Raw genomic sequence first — 16829 nt, 5'->3', positions numbered from 1 at the left:
GGCAACCGGTCAGCCGCGATCGAGATGCGCGAGATCGGCGGGGCGGTTGACGTTGACGATCCGACCGCCTGCGGAGACGGGGATGGCGCCGATTTCATCGGTCCAGGCGCGCATTGCACGCGGCTTCCCGGACGCCAGCCAGCCTTCGAGCCGCGCAGCGTCGGCGACCGGCCAGATGCCGATCACGGGGCAGGAATCGACATATGCGGCCTTATCCTGCGCGCAGAGCCTGTCGAGCAATCCTGCCGGTATTTCGGGGGTGTCGCAAGGAAGCGACAGGATGCGGTCGCAGCCCCGTTCCTGCGCCGCGAACAACGCTCCGGCAAGGCCGCCCAGCGGGCCGAGGCCGGGTTCCGGCCGGTCGGGCACGCGGACGTGCGCGGGATGATCGCGTCCCGAAATGAAGATGATATCGCAGTAAGGCGCCAACGCCGCGACCGACCAGTCGACGAGCGAGCGTCCGCGCCACAGCGCCGCCGCCTTGTCGCTGCCGAAGCGTTCCGACCGGCCGCCGGCGAGGACGACGCCGGCGGTTCGTGTCTTGGGCCCGTCAGTCAATCGTGCGCGCCAGTTCGCGGTTGAGCCACAGCGCGACGAGCGTGCCGATGGCGCCGGAGAGCAGATAGCCGCCTGCCGCAAGCAGGCCAAACTCGCTCGACAACCACAGCGCGACCATCGGCGCGAAGCCCGCGCCGAACAGCCAGGCGAGGTCCGAGGTCAGCGACGAACCCGTATAGCGATGGCGCGGCGAGAAATTCGACGACAGCGCCCCCGACGACTGGCCGAACGACAGGCCGAGGATCAGGAAGCCGAGGATCATGAATGCCGCTTCGCCGGCCTCGCCCGCCGCCAGGAGTTGCGGTGCGAACCCGCTGAACGCCGCGATCGCCGCCGCCGTGCCGCCCAGAAGCGTGCGGCGGCCAATACGGTCGGCGAGATAGCCCGAGGCGATGATCGACAGCACGCCGACCACCGCCGCGATCGCCTCGATCATCAGGAAGCGGATCGGCGTTTCCTCGGTGAACAAGAAGACCCACGACAGCGGGAACACCGTCACCATATGGAACATCGCGAAGCTGGCGAGCGGGGCGAAGGCGCCCACCGCGATGACGCGCCATTCGGATCTCACCGTGTCGGTGATCGTCGCGGGTTCGAGTTCGCGATCTTCAAAGAGTTCGGCATATTCGGGCGTCACGACGATGCGCAGCCGCGCGAACAGCGCGACGACGTTGATCGCGAAGGCGACGAAGAAGGGATAGCGCCAGCCCCAGTCGAGGAAATCCTCGGCAGGCAGGGCGGCGATCAGGAACATGAAAAGCAGGCTGGCGACGATCAGGCCGAGCGGCGCGCCCAATTGCGGGATCATTGCGTACCAGCCGCGCTTGCCCTCGGGCGCGTTGACCGCGAGCAGCGAGGCGAGGCCGTCCCACGACCCGCCGAGCGCGACGCCCTGACCCATGCGGAAGAGCGCGAGCAGCAGCGCCGCGCCGATGCCTGCCGAATGATAGCTCGGCACGAAAGCGATCGCTGCGGTCGACCCGCCGAGCAGGAAAAGCGCGATCGTCAGCTTGGCGCCGCGGCCATAAGTCCGGTCGATCCACGAAAAGATGAAGGTGCCGACCGGCCGCGCCAGGAAGGCGAGCGAGAAGATCGCGAACGACCAGAGCGTGCCTTCCAGCGGGTCGAGATGCGGGAACACCAGCTTGGGAAACACCAGAACCGACGCGATCGCATAAACGAAAAAGTCGAAAAATTCCGACGTTCGGCCTATGATGACGCCGATAGCGATTTCGGCCGGAGAAATCGGATGGCCGTCGGTGTGAAGCGCGCGGGCATCGCGTTCGGCCGGGGTCGTCGAAGGCGCGGTTTCGGCAGACATAGTTGGCGTCCTGCTGCTGGCGCCGGTTTGCGGCGCGAGTCGATCATAGGGCAAAAGCGCCCGTTATGAAATTGCCCCTGCGCGATGATCGGCGCTCGCGGGATTGGACAAAATGTCCTATGTGCAGTGCAACAAAGGAGGCCTAGGCGCGCGTCATGCCAAGCAATCTCCCTCGTTTCTTCGCCAGGATACTTCGGTTTTCGCCGCTCGCCGCGCTGCCGCTGCTCTCGGGCTGCGGTCTGGTCGTCATTGACCCCGCGGGCGACATCGCGCGCCAGCAAGGCAATCTGATCGTCATTTCGACCGTGCTGATGCTGCTGATCATCGTTCCGGTCATGGCCCTGACGATCTTTTTCGCGTGGCGCTACCGGGCGAACAACAAGGAGGCGACCTACAAGCCCGACTGGGACCATTCGACCCAGCTCGAGCTGGTCATCTGGTCGGCGCCGCTGCTGATCATCATCTGCCTCGGGGCGCTGACCTGGGTCGCGACGCACCTGCTCGACCCCTATCGCCCGCTTGCGACGACGCCCGAACAGGTCGTTGCGGCCGACGCCAAGCCGCTCGACGTCAATGTCGTCGCGCTCGACTGGAAATGGCTATTCATCTACCCTGAACAGGGCGTCGCGACGGTCAACGAATTGGCGCTGCCGGTCAATCGCCCGGTGCGCTTCCGCATCTCGGCCTCGTCGGTGATGAACAGCTTCTACATCCCGGCGCTCGCGGGGCAGATCTATGCCATGCCGGGCATGGAAACGAAGCTGCACGGAATTTTCGACAAGACCGGCGAGTATGAAGGCTTTTCCGCCAATTATTCGGGCGCGGGCTTCTCGCATATGCGCTTCGCAGTGAAGAGCCTGCCGGCCGCCGATTTCGACAAATGGGTCGCCGATGCCAAGGCGTCGACCGATGGCGGCCTTGATCGCGCGACCTATCTCAAGCTCGAAGTGCCCAGCGAGAAGGAGCCGGTGCGCCATTTCGCCACCGTCGACCCGCAGCTTTTCGACGCGGTGGTCAACATGTGCGTCGAACCGGGCAAGATGTGCATGCACGACATGATGGCGATCGACGCCCGGGGCGGCGCGGGCATTGCGGGCATCCAGAATGTCCGGTCGGTCGCCTATGACAAGTTTGCCGCGCGCGGCACCGGCAACCTCGCGGGCTGGAGCGTGCGCTATGTCGCGGCGCTGTGCAGCCAGCAGATGAAGTCGGCCGACCGCCCCGACGCCAGGCCGGTGAACCCCGCGCCGCTGAAGGGCGAGGGGCTTTCGCGCCCCGGCGAAGCCGAGCGCACGGCGCTCAACGCATCTACCCCCCGACCGATGTCCTGAAGGCAGCCAAGATTGTCATGACCCCGCCTCCGCTTCCCCCGACCGATCCCGTCTTCGGCAAGCTGTCGCTCGCGGCGCTGCCGCTGCACGAACCGATCCTGATCTTTACCTTCCTCGGCGTCGCCGTCGGCGGCCTCGTCGTCCTAGGCCTGATCACCCGATATCGCCTGTGGGGCTATTTGTGGAAGGACTGGTTCACCACCGTCGACCACAAGCGCATCGGGATCATGTACATGATCCTTGGCCTTATCATGTTCCTGCGCGGTTTCGCCGACGCGATCATGATGCGCCTGCAGCAGGCGATGGCGTTCGGCGGGTCCGAAGGCTATCTGCCCGCCCACCATTATGACCAGGTGTTCACCGCGCACGGCGTGATCATGATCTTCTTCGTGGCGATGCCGTTCATTACGGGCCTGATGAACTATATCGTCCCGCTGCAGATCGGCGCGCGCGACGTCAGCTTTCCGTTCCTCAACAATTTCAGCTTCTGGATGACCGCCGCGGGCGCCGCGCTGACGATGGTCTCGCTGTTCGTCGGCGAATATGCGCAGACCGGCTGGCTCGCCTATCCGCCGTTGTCGGGGATCGCCTACAGCCCCAATGTCGGGGTCGATTATTATATCTGGGGGCTTCAGATAGCGGGGGTCGGTACGACCTTGTCGGGCATCAACCTGATCGTGACGATCCTGAAGCTGCGCGCGCCGGGCATGGGCCTGATGAAGATGCCGGTCTTTACCTGGACCTCGCTCTGTTCGAACATCCTGATCGTTGCGAGCTTCCCGATCCTGACCGCGACGCTCGCGCTGCTCAGCCTCGACCGCTATGCGGGCACGAACTTCTTCACCAACGATCTCGGCGGCTCGCCGATGATGTATGTGAACCTGATCTGGATCTGGGGACACCCCGAGGTCTATATCCTGATCCTGCCGCTGTTCGGCGTGTTCAGCGAAGTCACCTCGACCTTCTCGGGCAAGAAGCTCTTCGGCTACACGTCGATGGTCTATGCGACCGTGTGCATCACCATCCTGTCCTACCTCGTCTGGCTGCACCATTTTTTCACCATGGGGTCGGGCGCCAGCGTCAACAGCTTCTTCGGCATCACGACGATGGTGATCTCGATCCCGACGGGCGCGAAGCTCTTCAACTGGCTTTTCACCATGTACCGCGGCCGCATCCGCTTCGAACTGCCGATGATGTGGACGATCGCCTTCATGCTGACCTTCGTCGTCGGCGGCATGACCGGCGTGCTGCTCGCTGTCCCGCCCGCCGACTTCGTGCTGCACAATTCGCTGTTCCTCATTGCGCATTTCCACAACGTGATTATCGGCGGCGTGCTGTTCGGACTATTCGCGGCGATCAACTATTGGTGGCCGAAGGCCTTCGGGTTCAAGCTGAACGTCTTCTGGGGCAAGGTCAGCTTCTGGTGCTGGGTGGTCGGTTTCTGGCTCGCTTTCATGCCGCTCTATATCCTCGGCCTGATGGGTGTGACGCGGCGGATGCGCGTATTCGACGACCCGGGTCTCCAGATATGGTTCGTCATTGCCGCGATCGGTGCGGGGGTGATTGCCTGCGGAATCGCCGCGATGCTGATCCAGTTCGGCGTGAGCATCTGGAAGCGCAAGGAACTGGCCGACGACAGCGGCGATCCCTGGCACGGCCGGACGCTCGAATGGGCGACCAGTTCGCCGCCGCCCGACTATAATTTCGCCTTCACGCCGGTGATCCACAATCTCGATGCGTGGCACGATATGAAGACGCGCGGGCACGAACGTCCGGTCGGCGGCTTCCGCGATATTCATATGCCGAGCAATACGGGGACGGGGATCATCCTTGCCGGTTTCTGCCTGGCGATGGGCTTTGCGCTGGTCTGGCATATCTGGTGGCTGGTGATCGCCAGCTTCGCCGCGACCATCGCCTATGCGATTTTCCACACCTTCAATTACAAGCGCGACTTCGACATTCCGGCGGCCACGGTCGCCGCAGTCGAAGAGGCGCGCACCCGCCAGCTGGCGGCCGGAGCCTGATCCGATGAGCGCAAACACCGTCACTGCGGGCGATTCTGTCCGGTTCTACGACCTCGACGAGCACGCCCATCCCGAGGGGCACAGCACGATGCTGGGCTTCTGGATCTACCTGATGAGCGACTGCCTCATCTTCGCGATCCTGTTCGCCTGCTTCGCGGTGCTCGGCGGCAATTATGCCGCCGGCCCGGCGCCGAAGGATCTGTTCGACCTGCCGCTCGTCGCGCTCAACACCGCGATGCTGCTCTTCTCGTCGATCACCTACGGCTTTGCGGTGCTGCAGATGCAGCAGGGCAAGGTGAAGGGCGTCCAGCTCTGGCTCGCGATCACGGGTCTCTTCGGCCTCGCGTTCCTTGGCATCGAGCTTTACGAGTTCCATCACCTGATCGAGATCGGCGCGACGCCGCAGCGCAGCGCCTTCCTGTCGAGCTTCTTCACCTTGGTCGGCACGCACGGGCTGCACGTCACCTTCGGCATCGTCTGGCTGGTCGTGCTGATGGTCCAGCTCGGCAAGCATGGTCTGATCGCCGCGAACAAGCGCCGCGTGATGTGCCTCAGCATGTTCTGGCATTTCCTCGACGTCGTCTGGATCGGCGTCTTCACCATTGTCTATCTGATGGGAGTGCTGCGATGAGCGCCGATCCCCACGCCGCCGGTCATGACGAGATCGAGCTGCCGCACGCGTCGATGCGCGACTATGTGATCGGCTTCGTCCTGTCGGTGATCCTGACCGCCATTCCCTTCTGGCTGGTGATGGAGCGGCCGTTCTCGGCGGGAGCAACCGCGGCGATCATCATGGCGTTCGCGGCGATCCAGATCGTCGTTCATATGGTCTATTTCCTCCACATGTCTCCGAAGGCCGAGGGCGGCTGGTCGATCACTTCGCTGACCTTCACGATCATCGTCGTGGTGATCATGCTCGCGGGCTCGCTGTGGGTGATGCACCATCTCAACACCAACATGATGCCGCCGCACGATGTGAGCCAATTGCCGTGACGCGCCCCCGCCGGGCGGCCTTCGCCGCCGCGGCGCTGGTTGCGGCGGCGTGCCTCGCGGCGCTCGGTATCTGGCAGGTCGAACGGCGGGCGTGGAAGCATGAACTTGTCGCGGCGGTCGATGCGCGCATTCATGCACCGCCGGTTGCGGCGCCCGGTCCAGGTCGATGGCCGACGATCAATGCGAAGGACGACGCCTACAGACGCGTGAGCGCAACCGGGCGCTTCCTTCACGACCGCGAAACCCTGGTACAGGCGGTTACGGAGCGCGGTGCGGGCTATTGGGTGCTGACGCCACTGGAGACGCCGGACTTCACCTTGCTCGTCAATCGCGGCTTTGTGCCGAAGGACCGCAAAGCAACCGCGGCGCGAGCGACTGGCAATCCGCCCGGCGAGGTCGAGGTTACCGGATTGCTCCGCGTGACCGAACCGGGCGGCGCCTTCCTGCGCACTAACGATCCCGCCGCGAACCGCTGGTATTCGCGCGACGTTGCAGCGATCGCGAAGGCGAGGGGGCTTGGGGAGACCGCGCCCTATTTCGTCGATGCCGATGGCGCGCCCAACCGTGGCGGCTACCCGGTTGGCGGGCTCACCATCGTCGGCTTTCCCGACAATCACCTGGTCTATGCGCTGACATGGTTCGCGCTTTGCGCGCTCAGCCTCTTTTTTGCGTGGCGGCTGTGGCGTATCCGGGATTGATGACCAGTACCGCAACCCTGCCGACCGTGGCGGCCGAGGCCCCCGCCGAAGCGAATGCCGGCCGCCGCAACATGGCGCTGCTGATCCAGCTCCGCTGGCTCGCCGTGGGCGGGCAACTCGCGACGATCGGTATCGTGACCGGGCCGATGGGAATTTCGCTTCAGCGGGCGCCGCTGCTCGCTGCAGTCCTTGTCCTGATCGCGATCAATTTCGCCAGTCTCGCCCTGCTCCGCCGCGGGCGCGCGGTGACGAACGCCGAACTGACGGCCGTGCTGCTCTTCGACGTCGCCGCGCTTGGCTGGCAACTCCATCACAGCGGCGGTCTGGCCAATCCCTTCGCCTCGCTGTTCCTGTTGCAGGTCGTGATCGGCGCGATGTTGCTGACCCCGGCATCGTCGTGGGCGATTGTCGTCGCAGCACTGGCGGCCATCGGGGTGCTTGCGGTCGACCCGACGCCGCTCCTGCTGCCCCCTCCCTATGCCGCCGATCCGATGGGGCTCTACCTCAAAGGCAGCCTCGTCTGCTTCCTTCTGATCGCGGTGCTGCTCGTCGCGTTCGTGACGCGGATCAGCCGCAATTTGCGCGAGCGCGACGCTGCGCTTGCCGCGAGTCGCCAGCGCGCGGTGGAGGAGGACCATATCGTGCGCATGGGATTGCTCGCCTCGGGCGCGGCGCATGAACTCGGCACCCCGCTGTCGACCTTGTCGGTGCTGATCGGTGACTGGAAGACGGCGCCGGCGATCGCCCGCGATACCGACTTGCAACAGGATCTGGCCGACATGGATGCGGCGGTGCGGCGCTGCAAGGCGATCGTCAGCGGCATATTGATGTCGGCGGGCGAGGCACGCGGCGAGGCGCCGCAGGTCACGACGATGCGCGCCTTTCTGACTGCCCTGGTCGAGGAGGCGCGGGCGGGGCGAATGCCGGGGACGGTCGAATTCAACGACCTGTTCGGTGCCGACCTCGCGATCATCTCGGACCCTGCCTTGCGGCAGGTGATCGGTAACGTGCTGGACAATGCCTCCGAAGTCTCGCCCGAATGGATCGCCCTCACCGCGTCGCGCGACGGCGGCATGGCGGTGATCGAGATTTCGGATCGCGGGCCGGGATTCAGCGACGAGATGATCGAGCGCTTCGGCCAACCCTACAGCTCGACCAAGGGGCGGCCGGGCGGCGGGCTGGGACTGTTCCTGCTCGTCAATGTGCTGCGCAAGCTTGGCGGCAGCGCTAGCGTCGCCAACCGCGATGCCGGCGGCGCGGTGGTGCGCGTGGTCCTGCCGCTGTCGGCGGTCGCCGCCGAAGGAGAGGCGGTGTGAGTGGCCGGCGGCAACTGCTGATCGTCGAGGATGACGATGTCTTCGCGCGGACGCTGAAGCGTTCGTTCGAAAAGCGCGACTATGCAGTGCGGGTCGCGTCGAGTCCCGAGGCGGCGGCGGCGTTGCTTGACGACTGGCAGCCGGGCTTTGCGGTCGTCGATCTGAAACTCGGCAATGCTTCGGGGCTTGCCTGCGTCCAGATGCTGCGCGCAGTCGATCCCGCGATGCGTATTGTGGTGCTGACCGGCTTCGCCAGCATCGCGACCGCGGTCGAGGCGATCAAATTGGGGGCGTCCTATTATCTCGCCAAGCCGTCGAACACCGACGATATCGAAGCGGCGTTCGACCGAGCGGAAGGCGACGTCGATGCGCCGCTCGATGCCAGGCCGTCGTCGATCAAGACCGTCGAGTGGGAACATATCCATCAGACGCTGGTCGAAGCAAATTTCAACATTTCGGAGGCCGCGCGGCGGCTGGGGATGCATCGTCGCACATTGGCGCGGAAGCTCGAGAAACGGCAGGTGAAATAATGCGGCGGCTGGCACGCTTCGACCTTAACCTGCTGCAGATATTCGACGCGATCCATTCCAAAGGCGGCGTATCGGCCGCCGCGCGCCACCTCAACCTGTCACAGCCCGCGATCAGCCATGCACTCGCGAAGCTGCGCGACGCCTTCGACGACCCGCTGTTCGTACGGCAGGGTAACAAGCTCGTGCCGACACCCGCGGCGCGGGCGATCGCCGGGCCGGTGCGCGAGGCGCTGCGCGGGCTCGACGCGGCGCTCGATGCGGCGGCATCCTTCGATCCGGTGCAGTCGACGCGCGAGTTCCGCATCGGCGTCCGCTTGTCGGGCGAAATGCCGCGCTTCTCGTCGCTGGTTGGCCGCGTACGGCATGATGCGCCGCACGTCGCGCTCGCCAGCGTGACCTTCCGCCGCCGCGACCTGGTGACGGCGCTTGCGAACGGTGATCTCGACCTCGCGCTCGATGTTGCGCTTCCGACCGACGAGCGGCTGTGCCGCCACTTTCTCGGCACGGAGCCGCTCGTCGTCGTCGCACGCAGGGGCCATCCCCGAGTCGATGGCGCGATCGACCTCGATACCTATCTGGCGCTCGATCATGTCGTCGCGACGGCGCGTCCGCACGGCCCGGGGATCGAGGATATGGCGCTGGAGCGGATGGGGCTTGGCCGCCGGGTAGCCGTGCGCTGCCAACATGCGATTACCGCGTGGCAGATCATCGCCGGATCCGACATGCTCTATTCGCTGCCGCGCTCGCATGCCGAGGTGCTCGACGCGGTGTGGCCGATGCAACTTCTCGACCTGCCGCTGCCGGTCGATCGGGGCGGAACCTACCTCTACTGGCATCAGGCGGCGCAGGCCGACCCGGCGCTCGAATGGCTACGCAGGATCATCATCAACGAGATGGCCAAGCCCGACTGACTATTCGTCAGACGAATACCATATATTCCGACCTATCATTTTGATCGATGGTTGAGCGCGACTAGCATCGCGCCAGCTTCAGCGGAGAGCCGTCCATGACCGAAATCGAACTTCAAGCGGAACTTAACGACCTGCGTATGTCGAAGGATGCTCAGCCGCTCTTCGACGCTGTGAAACGTCATATCGCAGAAAACGTCGACCCGATTACCGAAGAATTCTTCCGATTGGGCGAGAATCGCGCTGATCGCTGGAGCTGGGCGCCGGGCCAGCTCGAACTGCTCGAAGAGGCGAAGAACAAGGCAAAGGCCGCGGGCCTCTGGAACTTCTTCCTCCCGCACGGCGACACGGGAACGCCGCTCAGCAACCTCGACTATGCCTATATCGCGGCCGAACTCGGCAAGTCGCCGCTCGCATCGGAATCGCTGAACTGCTCGGCGCCCGACACCGGCAATATGGAAGTTCTCGAAATGGTCGGTACTCCCGCGCAGAAGGAGCGTTGGCTTAAGCCGCTGCTCAATGGTGAAATCCGGTCGGCCTATGTCATGACCGAACCCGGCGTCGCCTCGTCGGATGCCAGCAATCTGGAAACGAGTGCGGTACTCGACGGCGACGAATGGGTGATCAACGGCGAGAAATATTTCATCAGCGGCGCCGGCGATCCGCGCTGCAAGATCCTGATCTGCATGCTCAAGACCAACCCCGAAGCATCACGCAAGGGTCAGCATTCGCAGATCCTGGTGCCGATGGACACGCCGGGCGTGCAGGTGCTCGGCCCGATGCGCGTGTTCGGCGCCGACCATGCGCCGCAGGGACATATGCACATGCGGTTCGACAATGTCCGCGTGCCGCGCGAGAATATTCTGCTCGGCGAGGGCCGGGGGTTCGAGATTTCGCAGATGCGCTTGGGGCCGGGCCGTATCCATCACTGCATGCGTACCATCGGCAAGGCCGAGGTCGCGCTCGACCTGATGGTAAAGCGCGGCAACTCGCGCACTGCCTTCGGCAGGCCGCTGTCGCAGCTCGGCAAGAATCTGGAAGTCATCGCGCGAGCGCGCTGCGATATCGAAGCGATGCGCCTGATCGTGCTCAAGGCCGCCAAGGCGATGGACCTGCTCGGCAACCGCGAGGCGCGGGTCTGGGTGAGCATGGCGAAGGCGATGATCCCCGAGCGCGCCTGCCAGATCATCGACCAGGCGATCCAGATCCACGGCGCGACGGGCATCTCGCACTGGACCCCGCTTGCCGAGCTCTATGCCGATGTGCGTCATCTGCGCTTCGCCGACGGTCCCGACGAGGTCCATTACATGGTCGTCGGCCGCGACGAACTCGGCCGGCACTGACCACGATGTCGCGGGAGGGGGCGGGGAGGGGGTACGGCCTTCCAACCTTGCCGCGGCGAATTGCGCCACCGTGCCCCCGCCGTCACGATCCGTCGGGCCGTGAAGGCGGGGCGCATCCATGCTGGATAGGGATGCGATAGCCGGCAACGAGCGGCCGCTGCCAAGCCGCCGCGCCACGAATGCGTCGCCGCCGTTCCGGTCGTCAGGGATGGAGGGCAGCAGAAGAAGCCCTTCATTCGCGGTTTCGCGGGGAGGGCACAAAAATGGTCACAGTTCGGAGCCGCCGAGGCTCAAGCTCTTGGCCGGCGTCAATCTAAGCCAACGATCAAGTTATTGAAAAATGGTGGACGCACTAGGGCTCGAACCTAGGACCCGCTGATTAAGAGCGGAGCTTTGTGCCCTTTTCGTTCCTTTCCAATACTACGCCAGACTACGCTCAAAGGCTTGAAACGGTTGGAATAAATCCGCCGTGGATTACCCTTCGCTACGCCAGCGTAATCCCGACATCTGATTACGTGGCGATTACGTGGACGAGCGCCAGATCATGCCGAATCAGTCAATCACACTGCGAACAATCCAGTCAGTCAAACCGGACCCGCACCGCGACATTTACGTGTGGGACCCCCGGCTGAAGGGCTTCGGACTTCGCATCACGCCAAGAGGAGCACAGTCCTTTGTGTTCCAGTATCGGGTCGATGGCGGGCCAGCCCGCCGCAAGACCATCGGGCCTGTCGGCAGTCCATGGACGCCTGCCACTGCGCGCAAGGAAGCCGAGCGGCTGCTGGTCCAGGTCTATCAAGGGATCGATCCGGTCGAAGCCAAGCGTGAAGCAAAGCGGAAAAAAGAGACGTTGAACTTTCGGACCTACAGCGAGAGGTTCGTGGAGCTCTATCTCAAGCCAAACTGGCGGGGGACGTGGGGCTCGGCGCAATGCACGATCAACAATGTTTTTATTCCACGCTGGGGCAACCGACCTGTCCATGAGATCACCCGCGCCGATATCGTGAAGGTACTGGACGAGTATTCCGATCGCCCGGCGAGGCGCAAAGAGATCCACTCGCTCCTGCGCAAGTTCTTCAACTGGGCAACCGACCGGCAGGATATCGATGTCTCGCCGCTGGCCGGGATGAAAGCTCCAAAGGCCGTCCCGTCGCGCCGTCGGGTGCTCAGTGACGAAGAGATTGTCGCCCTGTGGAGGGCGACCGAGAATTCGGGATGGCCTTGGGGACCCTTTGTCCGGATGCTGATTCTGACGATGCAACGGCGTCAGGAAGTTGCAGAGATGGACTGGTCCGAAATCGACATCGATGCGCGCCGATGGACCTTGCCGGCCGATCGGGCCAAGAATGACCAGGAACATGTCATACCGCTGACAAGCCTCGCTTTGGCAGAGCTGCAGCTGCTTGGCCCGAAGCGCAAGGGCCTCGTGTTCACGACCACTGGCACGACCCCCGTCTCGGGATTCTTTAAGGGAAGGGCGGCGCTCCATAAGGACATGATTGCATATCTGAAGGCGAAGCAGGTCGAGGAGGGCGGTGACCCAGCAGAGGTGGAGGTTCCAAACTGGCGGCTGCACGATATCCGCCGAACCGGCGCAACCCATCTCCAGTCGTTGAGAGTCCCCGTCGAGGTGACAGAAAGCGTGCTCAACCATATCAGCGGAACAAGGGCAGGGGTCGCGGGGATCTACAACCGCTACAGATATGACGATGAGAAGCGCACCGCTCTCGATGCTTGGGACGCGAAGTTGCGGTCCCTCCTGTCGACATAGGCCAATGAGACGCAGGGTCTGATTCCAGAGCATGGCTTGCTTCGCCTCTCGGCCCGTGACGAACGTAGCGCAGCAGCACGGCAGTGCAACCAAAGCGGTACCGCAAATACCGTTGACATTTGTCAACAGTTAGACGATAAGGAAGTCGGTTGAATGGCTAGGCCACGCCATCCGAACAAGGAGATTGAAGCGGCTGTTGCCCATGCGGAAACGCTGGGCTGGCGGGTCGTTCCGATCAGTGGCCACGCCTGGGGGCGGCTCTACTGCGCTTGGGCTGACCCGGACGGTTGCATGGTCTCGGTGTGGAGCACGCCGCGCAATGCGGAGAACCATGCCAAGGCTATACGACGGGATGTGGCGCGGTGCCCGCACGGGCAAGCGGAGTGAGTGAGATGAAGACGCATGAGTTCACGATTGTCGCCTCCGGCCTCGATCCCGAGGCGGACGGCTACGAAGACCGCTTCTTCGAGGCCGGTTGCGACGACGCGACTCTTTCGTTCCAGAAGGGCGTGATTATCGCCGAGTTCGCCCGTGAAGCTGTGTCATTTTCCAAAGCTGTTGTAACCGCTTATAGGGATATGCTCAAAACGGGTGCCAAGATCGAACGGGTCGAGCCGGATTATCTGGTGAACCTCAGTGACATTGCCGAGCGTTCCGGCCTCACCCGTCAGGCGATCTCGCTTTACACCAAGGCGGAACGTGGCTCGGGCTTCCCCAATCCGGTTGCGCGCGTCACCTCCAACAGTCCTCTCTGGGATTGGCTGGAAGTCACCGAGTGGCTCCACGCCCAGGCAAAAATCGACCGCGAAGCGGTGGTAGTGGCGCGGATTGTCAAAGAGGCCAATCGCTTTCTCGAGTTGCATGACGGGGAGCCTGATAACTTCACGCGGCGACTGGAATTGCTCGAGGATGCGGGACCCTAGGCGTATTCAGGTCTGACGCCCATGCACCACCCTATTGCTCAGATACAGCATTTGCCGTATCTTTCGTCACCGGCTGATTAGATCGCCTATCAATAGTTTGAATTCGGGAAAATACATCAATATTCTAAAAGTCATGAACAGGCTCGACGAGTTGATAAAGCAAAAGCAAGAATTAGTTTATGCGGTCGACCGCGATGGCTTCGCCACTTCTACGCTGCGTTGCTGCTCATCCTTCGCTCTTTGGGCGAACAGCCGAAGCGCTCTGAAAACGCGCGCGTGAAAGCGGCAGCCGAGCGATAGCCAACGCGATTGGCAACCGTCTTTATCGGGACATTGCTTTCCGCGAGTAGGTTGAGCGCACGCTGAAGCCTCCAGTCCACTATATAGGCCATCGGGCCACTGCCAACCAGCTCGCGAAAGCGCTCGGCAAAGCGGCTGCGCGACATCCCCACGGCCGCCGCTAGGCTTTCGACAGTCCATCCATGGGCGACATCACCGTGAATAAGGCTGAGTGCTTTGCCGATCTGAGGATCGTAGACAGCGGACATCAAACGGCTGATTTCGGGCGCCTGCGCGATGCCGGCGTGTATCGCCTCGATGAACAGCACCTCGGACAGGCGGCTGACGCTGGCTGTGGCTCCCGGTTCGCCCTCAAACATGCGGCGCACAAGCAGGCGCAGAACGTCGTCAAGCATGGGCCGTGATGCACGGTCCGCTGCGGTAACATGCAACAAGTCCGGTATCGAACGCAGCAACGGGTGGTCTGCACCATCGGCAAAGGAGAAATGGCCGCATACCATTTGGCAGGATTCGCCGGCTTCGCCGCTCCCGACGATGAACGGCCCCGAGCCCGTGAAGCCTGCTTGCTGTATGACATCGCCAAGCGGTTGCCCTTCAACGGTTTCGCTGCTCGACAGCAAATGGCCAGCGCCGCCGGGAACAAGGGCAAGATCGCCAGCTCGCAACTTTGTGCGCGTCCCATCGGCGAGGGTGACGTAGCACGTCCCTTGTACCACCAGGTGAAAGCGCGCTGCACGCCTGTAGCTAGGGACGGCGATACTAAACGCCGGGTAAAAATCGGTGCGAAAGTAAATTGCGGCTTTCAGTGCTACTGTGTCGAGCACGTCGCTGAGTACATCGGTCATGCTGGTTGCATAGCACCGGCGTCCGCTAAATCCGCAAGACTATTCGTGAAACGTTGCAGGTCATCCCAATGAATTGACCAGAAATCGTAAAATCGCGCCACGGCATTGCGTTACCTCCCACCGAAGCGCAACCAAGCATCGACGGAACTGCTAACCCTTCGCCAGGAACCGCCCCGGAGATTTGTAGTGGAGACCATTCCCCAGACTGATGCCGCGTCTGCGCCGTCGAAAACCCAAGACCTGCTGTATGCGGTGAAGAAGCAGATGGGCGGCTTGCCAAAAATTTTTGCCACCATGGCGCAATCACCGGCCGGGCGCAGTGGTTGTCCTGGAGTTGCCGGGGCACTCGCCGCAGGAAGCCTGTCAAATGTGAACCGCAAGCAGATTGCGCTCGCTGTCGCCGGTGCCAATGTGTGCGATTATTGCGCTTCGGTGCATACGGGATGCGGCAAGGGAGCAGGTCTTTCGTCCGACGAAATGGCCAGGAATTTGATTGGCAGATCGTCATATCCCAAGACCGCCGCTCTGTCGGGCGTCACATGCGAAGTCGTTCGCCTACGTGGCCAGACAACGGCAGCTCAACTCGCAACGCTCACCACGCCGGTTTCGATCATGAGGCCGGTGTCGAGACTGTCGCGAACATCACACTCAGCATTTTCACGAACTACTTCAACCATATCGCGGGGACCGAAAATGATCTCCCGCTGATGCGTTCGCGGAGCGCCTTGTTTGTTTAGGCGACCCGAACGGGCCGGTTCGCCGCCCCCAGCGAACCGGCCCAACTCAGTCTTCAATCACATTCAATCCGAAGGAAAAGCCAATGACCAATCCAATAGAAGCTGCCGAAAGCGCATCAAACGCGCTCACCGCTCAGGGCAGAATCCTTGAGTCGATCGACCAGTACTATGCCGACAATTGCGTATTCATCGAACCCGATGGCGCAAGCCGCACTTCGAAGGCTGCAGAGCGCGCACATCTTGAAGGCTTTTTCGCGAGCCTGAAGAGCTTCGAAAGCGCGACGTTGCACGGCCAGGCCGTCGGGGACAATTTCTCGGCGAGCGAATGGACGTTCAAGATGACGGCCGATGATGGCAGCCCGATCATCTGGCACGAAACGCTCGTGCGCACCTGGCGGGACGGCAAGATCGTCTCAGAAAAATACTACACCCAGGCCTGATCTCGGGCGACCCGATTGGCTCCGTTTCGACTTGAATCCCGGCGCACAGCGGGCGGGTAATTTACTACTCCAACAGAGGGAAATCTCATGTCCAATGAAAATGAAGTTGCCATCCAGTCCCGCCGTGCCCTGTTCCGTTCAGCTGGAATTGCCGCGGCTGGGTTTGGGCTCGCCACCCTTAACGCACCGTTGCTGGCCGCGCCACGCAAGATAGCGCGCCGCGGCGATACCGTCAGCTCAGATGTCGGCGTGATGCAGGGTGCTCTTGCACTTGAACATGAAGGTATCGCTGCGTATCGCATTGCCGGCGGAAGCGGGCTGCTCAGCAAAGGCGTGCTCGACGTTGCGTTGGTTTTCCTCGGCCATCACGAGGGGCACCGCGATTCACTTGCCAAGCTGATCGCGACGGCTGGTGCAAAGCCTGTCGAACCCAAGACCGATGCCGAGTATATTTCGGCACTTAACATCGGCGCGCTCAAGTCAGAAGGCGATGTCATTAAGTTTGCTGCCGGCCTCGAACAGGGCGCGACGAACGCCTATGTCGGCCAGATCGCTGCGTTGCAGGACCACAAGCTGGCACATCTCTTCGCGCAACTTAGCACAGACGAAGCGGTTCACTGGGCCATTCTCAACAACGCGGCGGGCGGCGCGATGCCCAAATCTGCGTATCTGTTCGGCTGATATGGCAAGTCGGGGTCAGGACATAGAACGGGCACAGATATACGCTAAGCGTCTCTGCGCGCACTTATGGGTCGACTCTATGCGTCGACGACTCCAGCATTCCAAAGGCA

Annotated in this window: 17 protein-coding genes; 14 read left to right on the top strand and 3 right to left on the bottom strand. The window is 62.6% G+C overall.

The annotated features are described in order from the left end of the window. Nucleotides 1-9: 9 nt before the first annotated feature. Both ATE64_RS08120 and ATE64_RS08115 read right to left on the bottom strand, forming a co-directional pair. A complete protein-coding gene (locus tag ATE64_RS08120; protein ID WP_058454730.1) occupies nucleotides 10-558 on the bottom strand; it encodes a molybdenum cofactor guanylyltransferase in 549 nt (182 codons plus the stop codon). Next, on the bottom strand, nucleotides 551-1879 hold the full coding sequence (locus ATE64_RS08115; RefSeq protein WP_058454729.1) for an MFS transporter: 1329 nt from the start codon (nucleotides 1877-1879) through the stop codon (nucleotides 551-553). Before ATE64_RS08115 ends, ATE64_RS08120 begins: the two co-directional genes overlap by 8 nt. A gap of 155 nt (nucleotides 1880-2034) precedes the next feature. Here ATE64_RS08115 and cyoA point away from each other — a divergent pair, with 155 nt between their 5' ends. The 11 genes from cyoA (at nucleotide 2035) to ATE64_RS08060 (ending at nucleotide 13716) form a co-directional block, all read left to right on the top strand. Further along, complete coding sequence (cyoA, locus tag ATE64_RS08110) at nucleotides 2035-3210, top strand: ubiquinol oxidase subunit II (RefSeq protein WP_058454728.1); 1176 nt, start codon at nucleotides 2035-2037, stop codon at nucleotides 3208-3210. Nucleotides 3211-3227: 17 nt separating this feature from the next. After that, the gene (gene cyoB / locus ATE64_RS08105) at nucleotides 3228-5234 is read left to right on the top strand and encodes a cytochrome o ubiquinol oxidase subunit I (protein WP_058454727.1); all 2007 of its coding nucleotides are present in this window, start codon (nucleotides 3228-3230) and stop codon (nucleotides 5232-5234) included. Between the two features lie 4 nt (nucleotides 5235-5238). Then, nucleotides 5239-5865, top strand: coding sequence for a cytochrome o ubiquinol oxidase subunit III (gene cyoC / locus ATE64_RS08100; RefSeq protein WP_058454726.1), 627 nt, complete (start codon nucleotides 5239-5241; stop codon nucleotides 5863-5865). Then, nucleotides 5862-6227, top strand: coding sequence for a cytochrome o ubiquinol oxidase subunit IV (gene cyoD / locus ATE64_RS08095; RefSeq protein ID WP_058454725.1), 366 nt, complete (start codon nucleotides 5862-5864; stop codon nucleotides 6225-6227). The genes cyoC and cyoD overlap by 4 nt, the downstream gene beginning before the upstream one ends. Beyond that, entirely contained in the window at nucleotides 6224-6925 is a 702-nt protein-coding gene (locus tag ATE64_RS08090; RefSeq protein WP_058454724.1) for an SURF1 family protein, read from the top strand. The genes cyoD and ATE64_RS08090 overlap by 4 nt, the downstream gene beginning before the upstream one ends. After that, a complete protein-coding gene (locus ATE64_RS08085) occupies nucleotides 6925-8241 on the top strand; it encodes an ATP-binding protein (RefSeq protein ID WP_082657670.1) in 1317 nt (438 codons plus the stop codon). Before ATE64_RS08090 ends, ATE64_RS08085 begins: the two co-directional genes overlap by 1 nt. Next, nucleotides 8238-8771, top strand: coding sequence for a response regulator transcription factor (locus ATE64_RS08080; RefSeq protein WP_058454723.1), 534 nt, complete (start codon nucleotides 8238-8240; stop codon nucleotides 8769-8771). Before ATE64_RS08085 ends, ATE64_RS08080 begins: the two co-directional genes overlap by 4 nt. Next, complete coding sequence (locus ATE64_RS08075) at nucleotides 8771-9682, top strand: LysR family transcriptional regulator (protein ID WP_058454722.1); 912 nt, start codon at nucleotides 8771-8773, stop codon at nucleotides 9680-9682. The genes ATE64_RS08080 and ATE64_RS08075 overlap by 1 nt, the downstream gene beginning before the upstream one ends. Nucleotides 9683-9777: 95 nt before the next feature. Then, nucleotides 9778-11022 carry an acyl-CoA dehydrogenase family protein gene (locus tag ATE64_RS08070; protein ID WP_058454721.1) on the top strand — a complete coding sequence of 415 codons (1245 nt, stop codon included), beginning with the start codon at nucleotides 9778-9780 and terminating at the stop codon, nucleotides 11020-11022. Between the two features lie 526 nt (nucleotides 11023-11548). Further along, nucleotides 11549-12793, top strand: coding sequence for a site-specific integrase (locus tag ATE64_RS08065; protein WP_082657669.1), 1245 nt, complete (start codon nucleotides 11549-11551; stop codon nucleotides 12791-12793). A 392-nt stretch (nucleotides 12794-13185) separates the two neighbouring features. Then, entirely contained in the window at nucleotides 13186-13716 is a 531-nt protein-coding gene (locus ATE64_RS08060) for a hypothetical protein (RefSeq protein WP_058454720.1), read from the top strand. 209 nt (nucleotides 13717-13925) lie between these two features. On the opposite strand, the gene ATE64_RS08055 is transcribed toward ATE64_RS08060, so the two are convergent. After that, complete coding sequence (locus ATE64_RS08055; protein ID WP_058454719.1) at nucleotides 13926-14861, bottom strand: AraC family transcriptional regulator; 936 nt, start codon at nucleotides 14859-14861, stop codon at nucleotides 13926-13928. Nucleotides 14862-15047: 186 nt separating this feature from the next. On the opposite strand from ATE64_RS08055, the gene ATE64_RS21115 reads away from it, so the two are divergent. From ATE64_RS21115 to ATE64_RS08045, 3 genes are all read left to right on the top strand, one after another. Continuing rightward, nucleotides 15048-15569 (top strand): carboxymuconolactone decarboxylase family protein, encoded by a 522-nt coding sequence (locus ATE64_RS21115; protein ID WP_082657667.1) that lies wholly within the window; start codon nucleotides 15048-15050, stop codon nucleotides 15567-15569. A 112-nt stretch (nucleotides 15570-15681) separates the two neighbouring features. Further along, on the top strand, nucleotides 15682-16038 hold the full coding sequence (locus ATE64_RS08050) for a nuclear transport factor 2 family protein (protein ID WP_058454718.1): 357 nt from the start codon (nucleotides 15682-15684) through the stop codon (nucleotides 16036-16038). 87 nt (nucleotides 16039-16125) lie between these two features. Then, complete coding sequence (locus tag ATE64_RS08045; RefSeq protein ID WP_072378602.1) at nucleotides 16126-16719, top strand: ferritin-like domain-containing protein; 594 nt, start codon at nucleotides 16126-16128, stop codon at nucleotides 16717-16719. The last annotated feature ends 110 nt before the right edge of the window (nucleotides 16720-16829 follow it).

This window comes from Sphingopyxis sp. H073 (genome assembly GCF_001468395.1).
Classification (GTDB): Bacteria; Pseudomonadota; Alphaproteobacteria; order Sphingomonadales; family Sphingomonadaceae; genus Sphingopyxis.
This window is presented reverse-complemented; position numbering and strand designations above follow the sequence as displayed.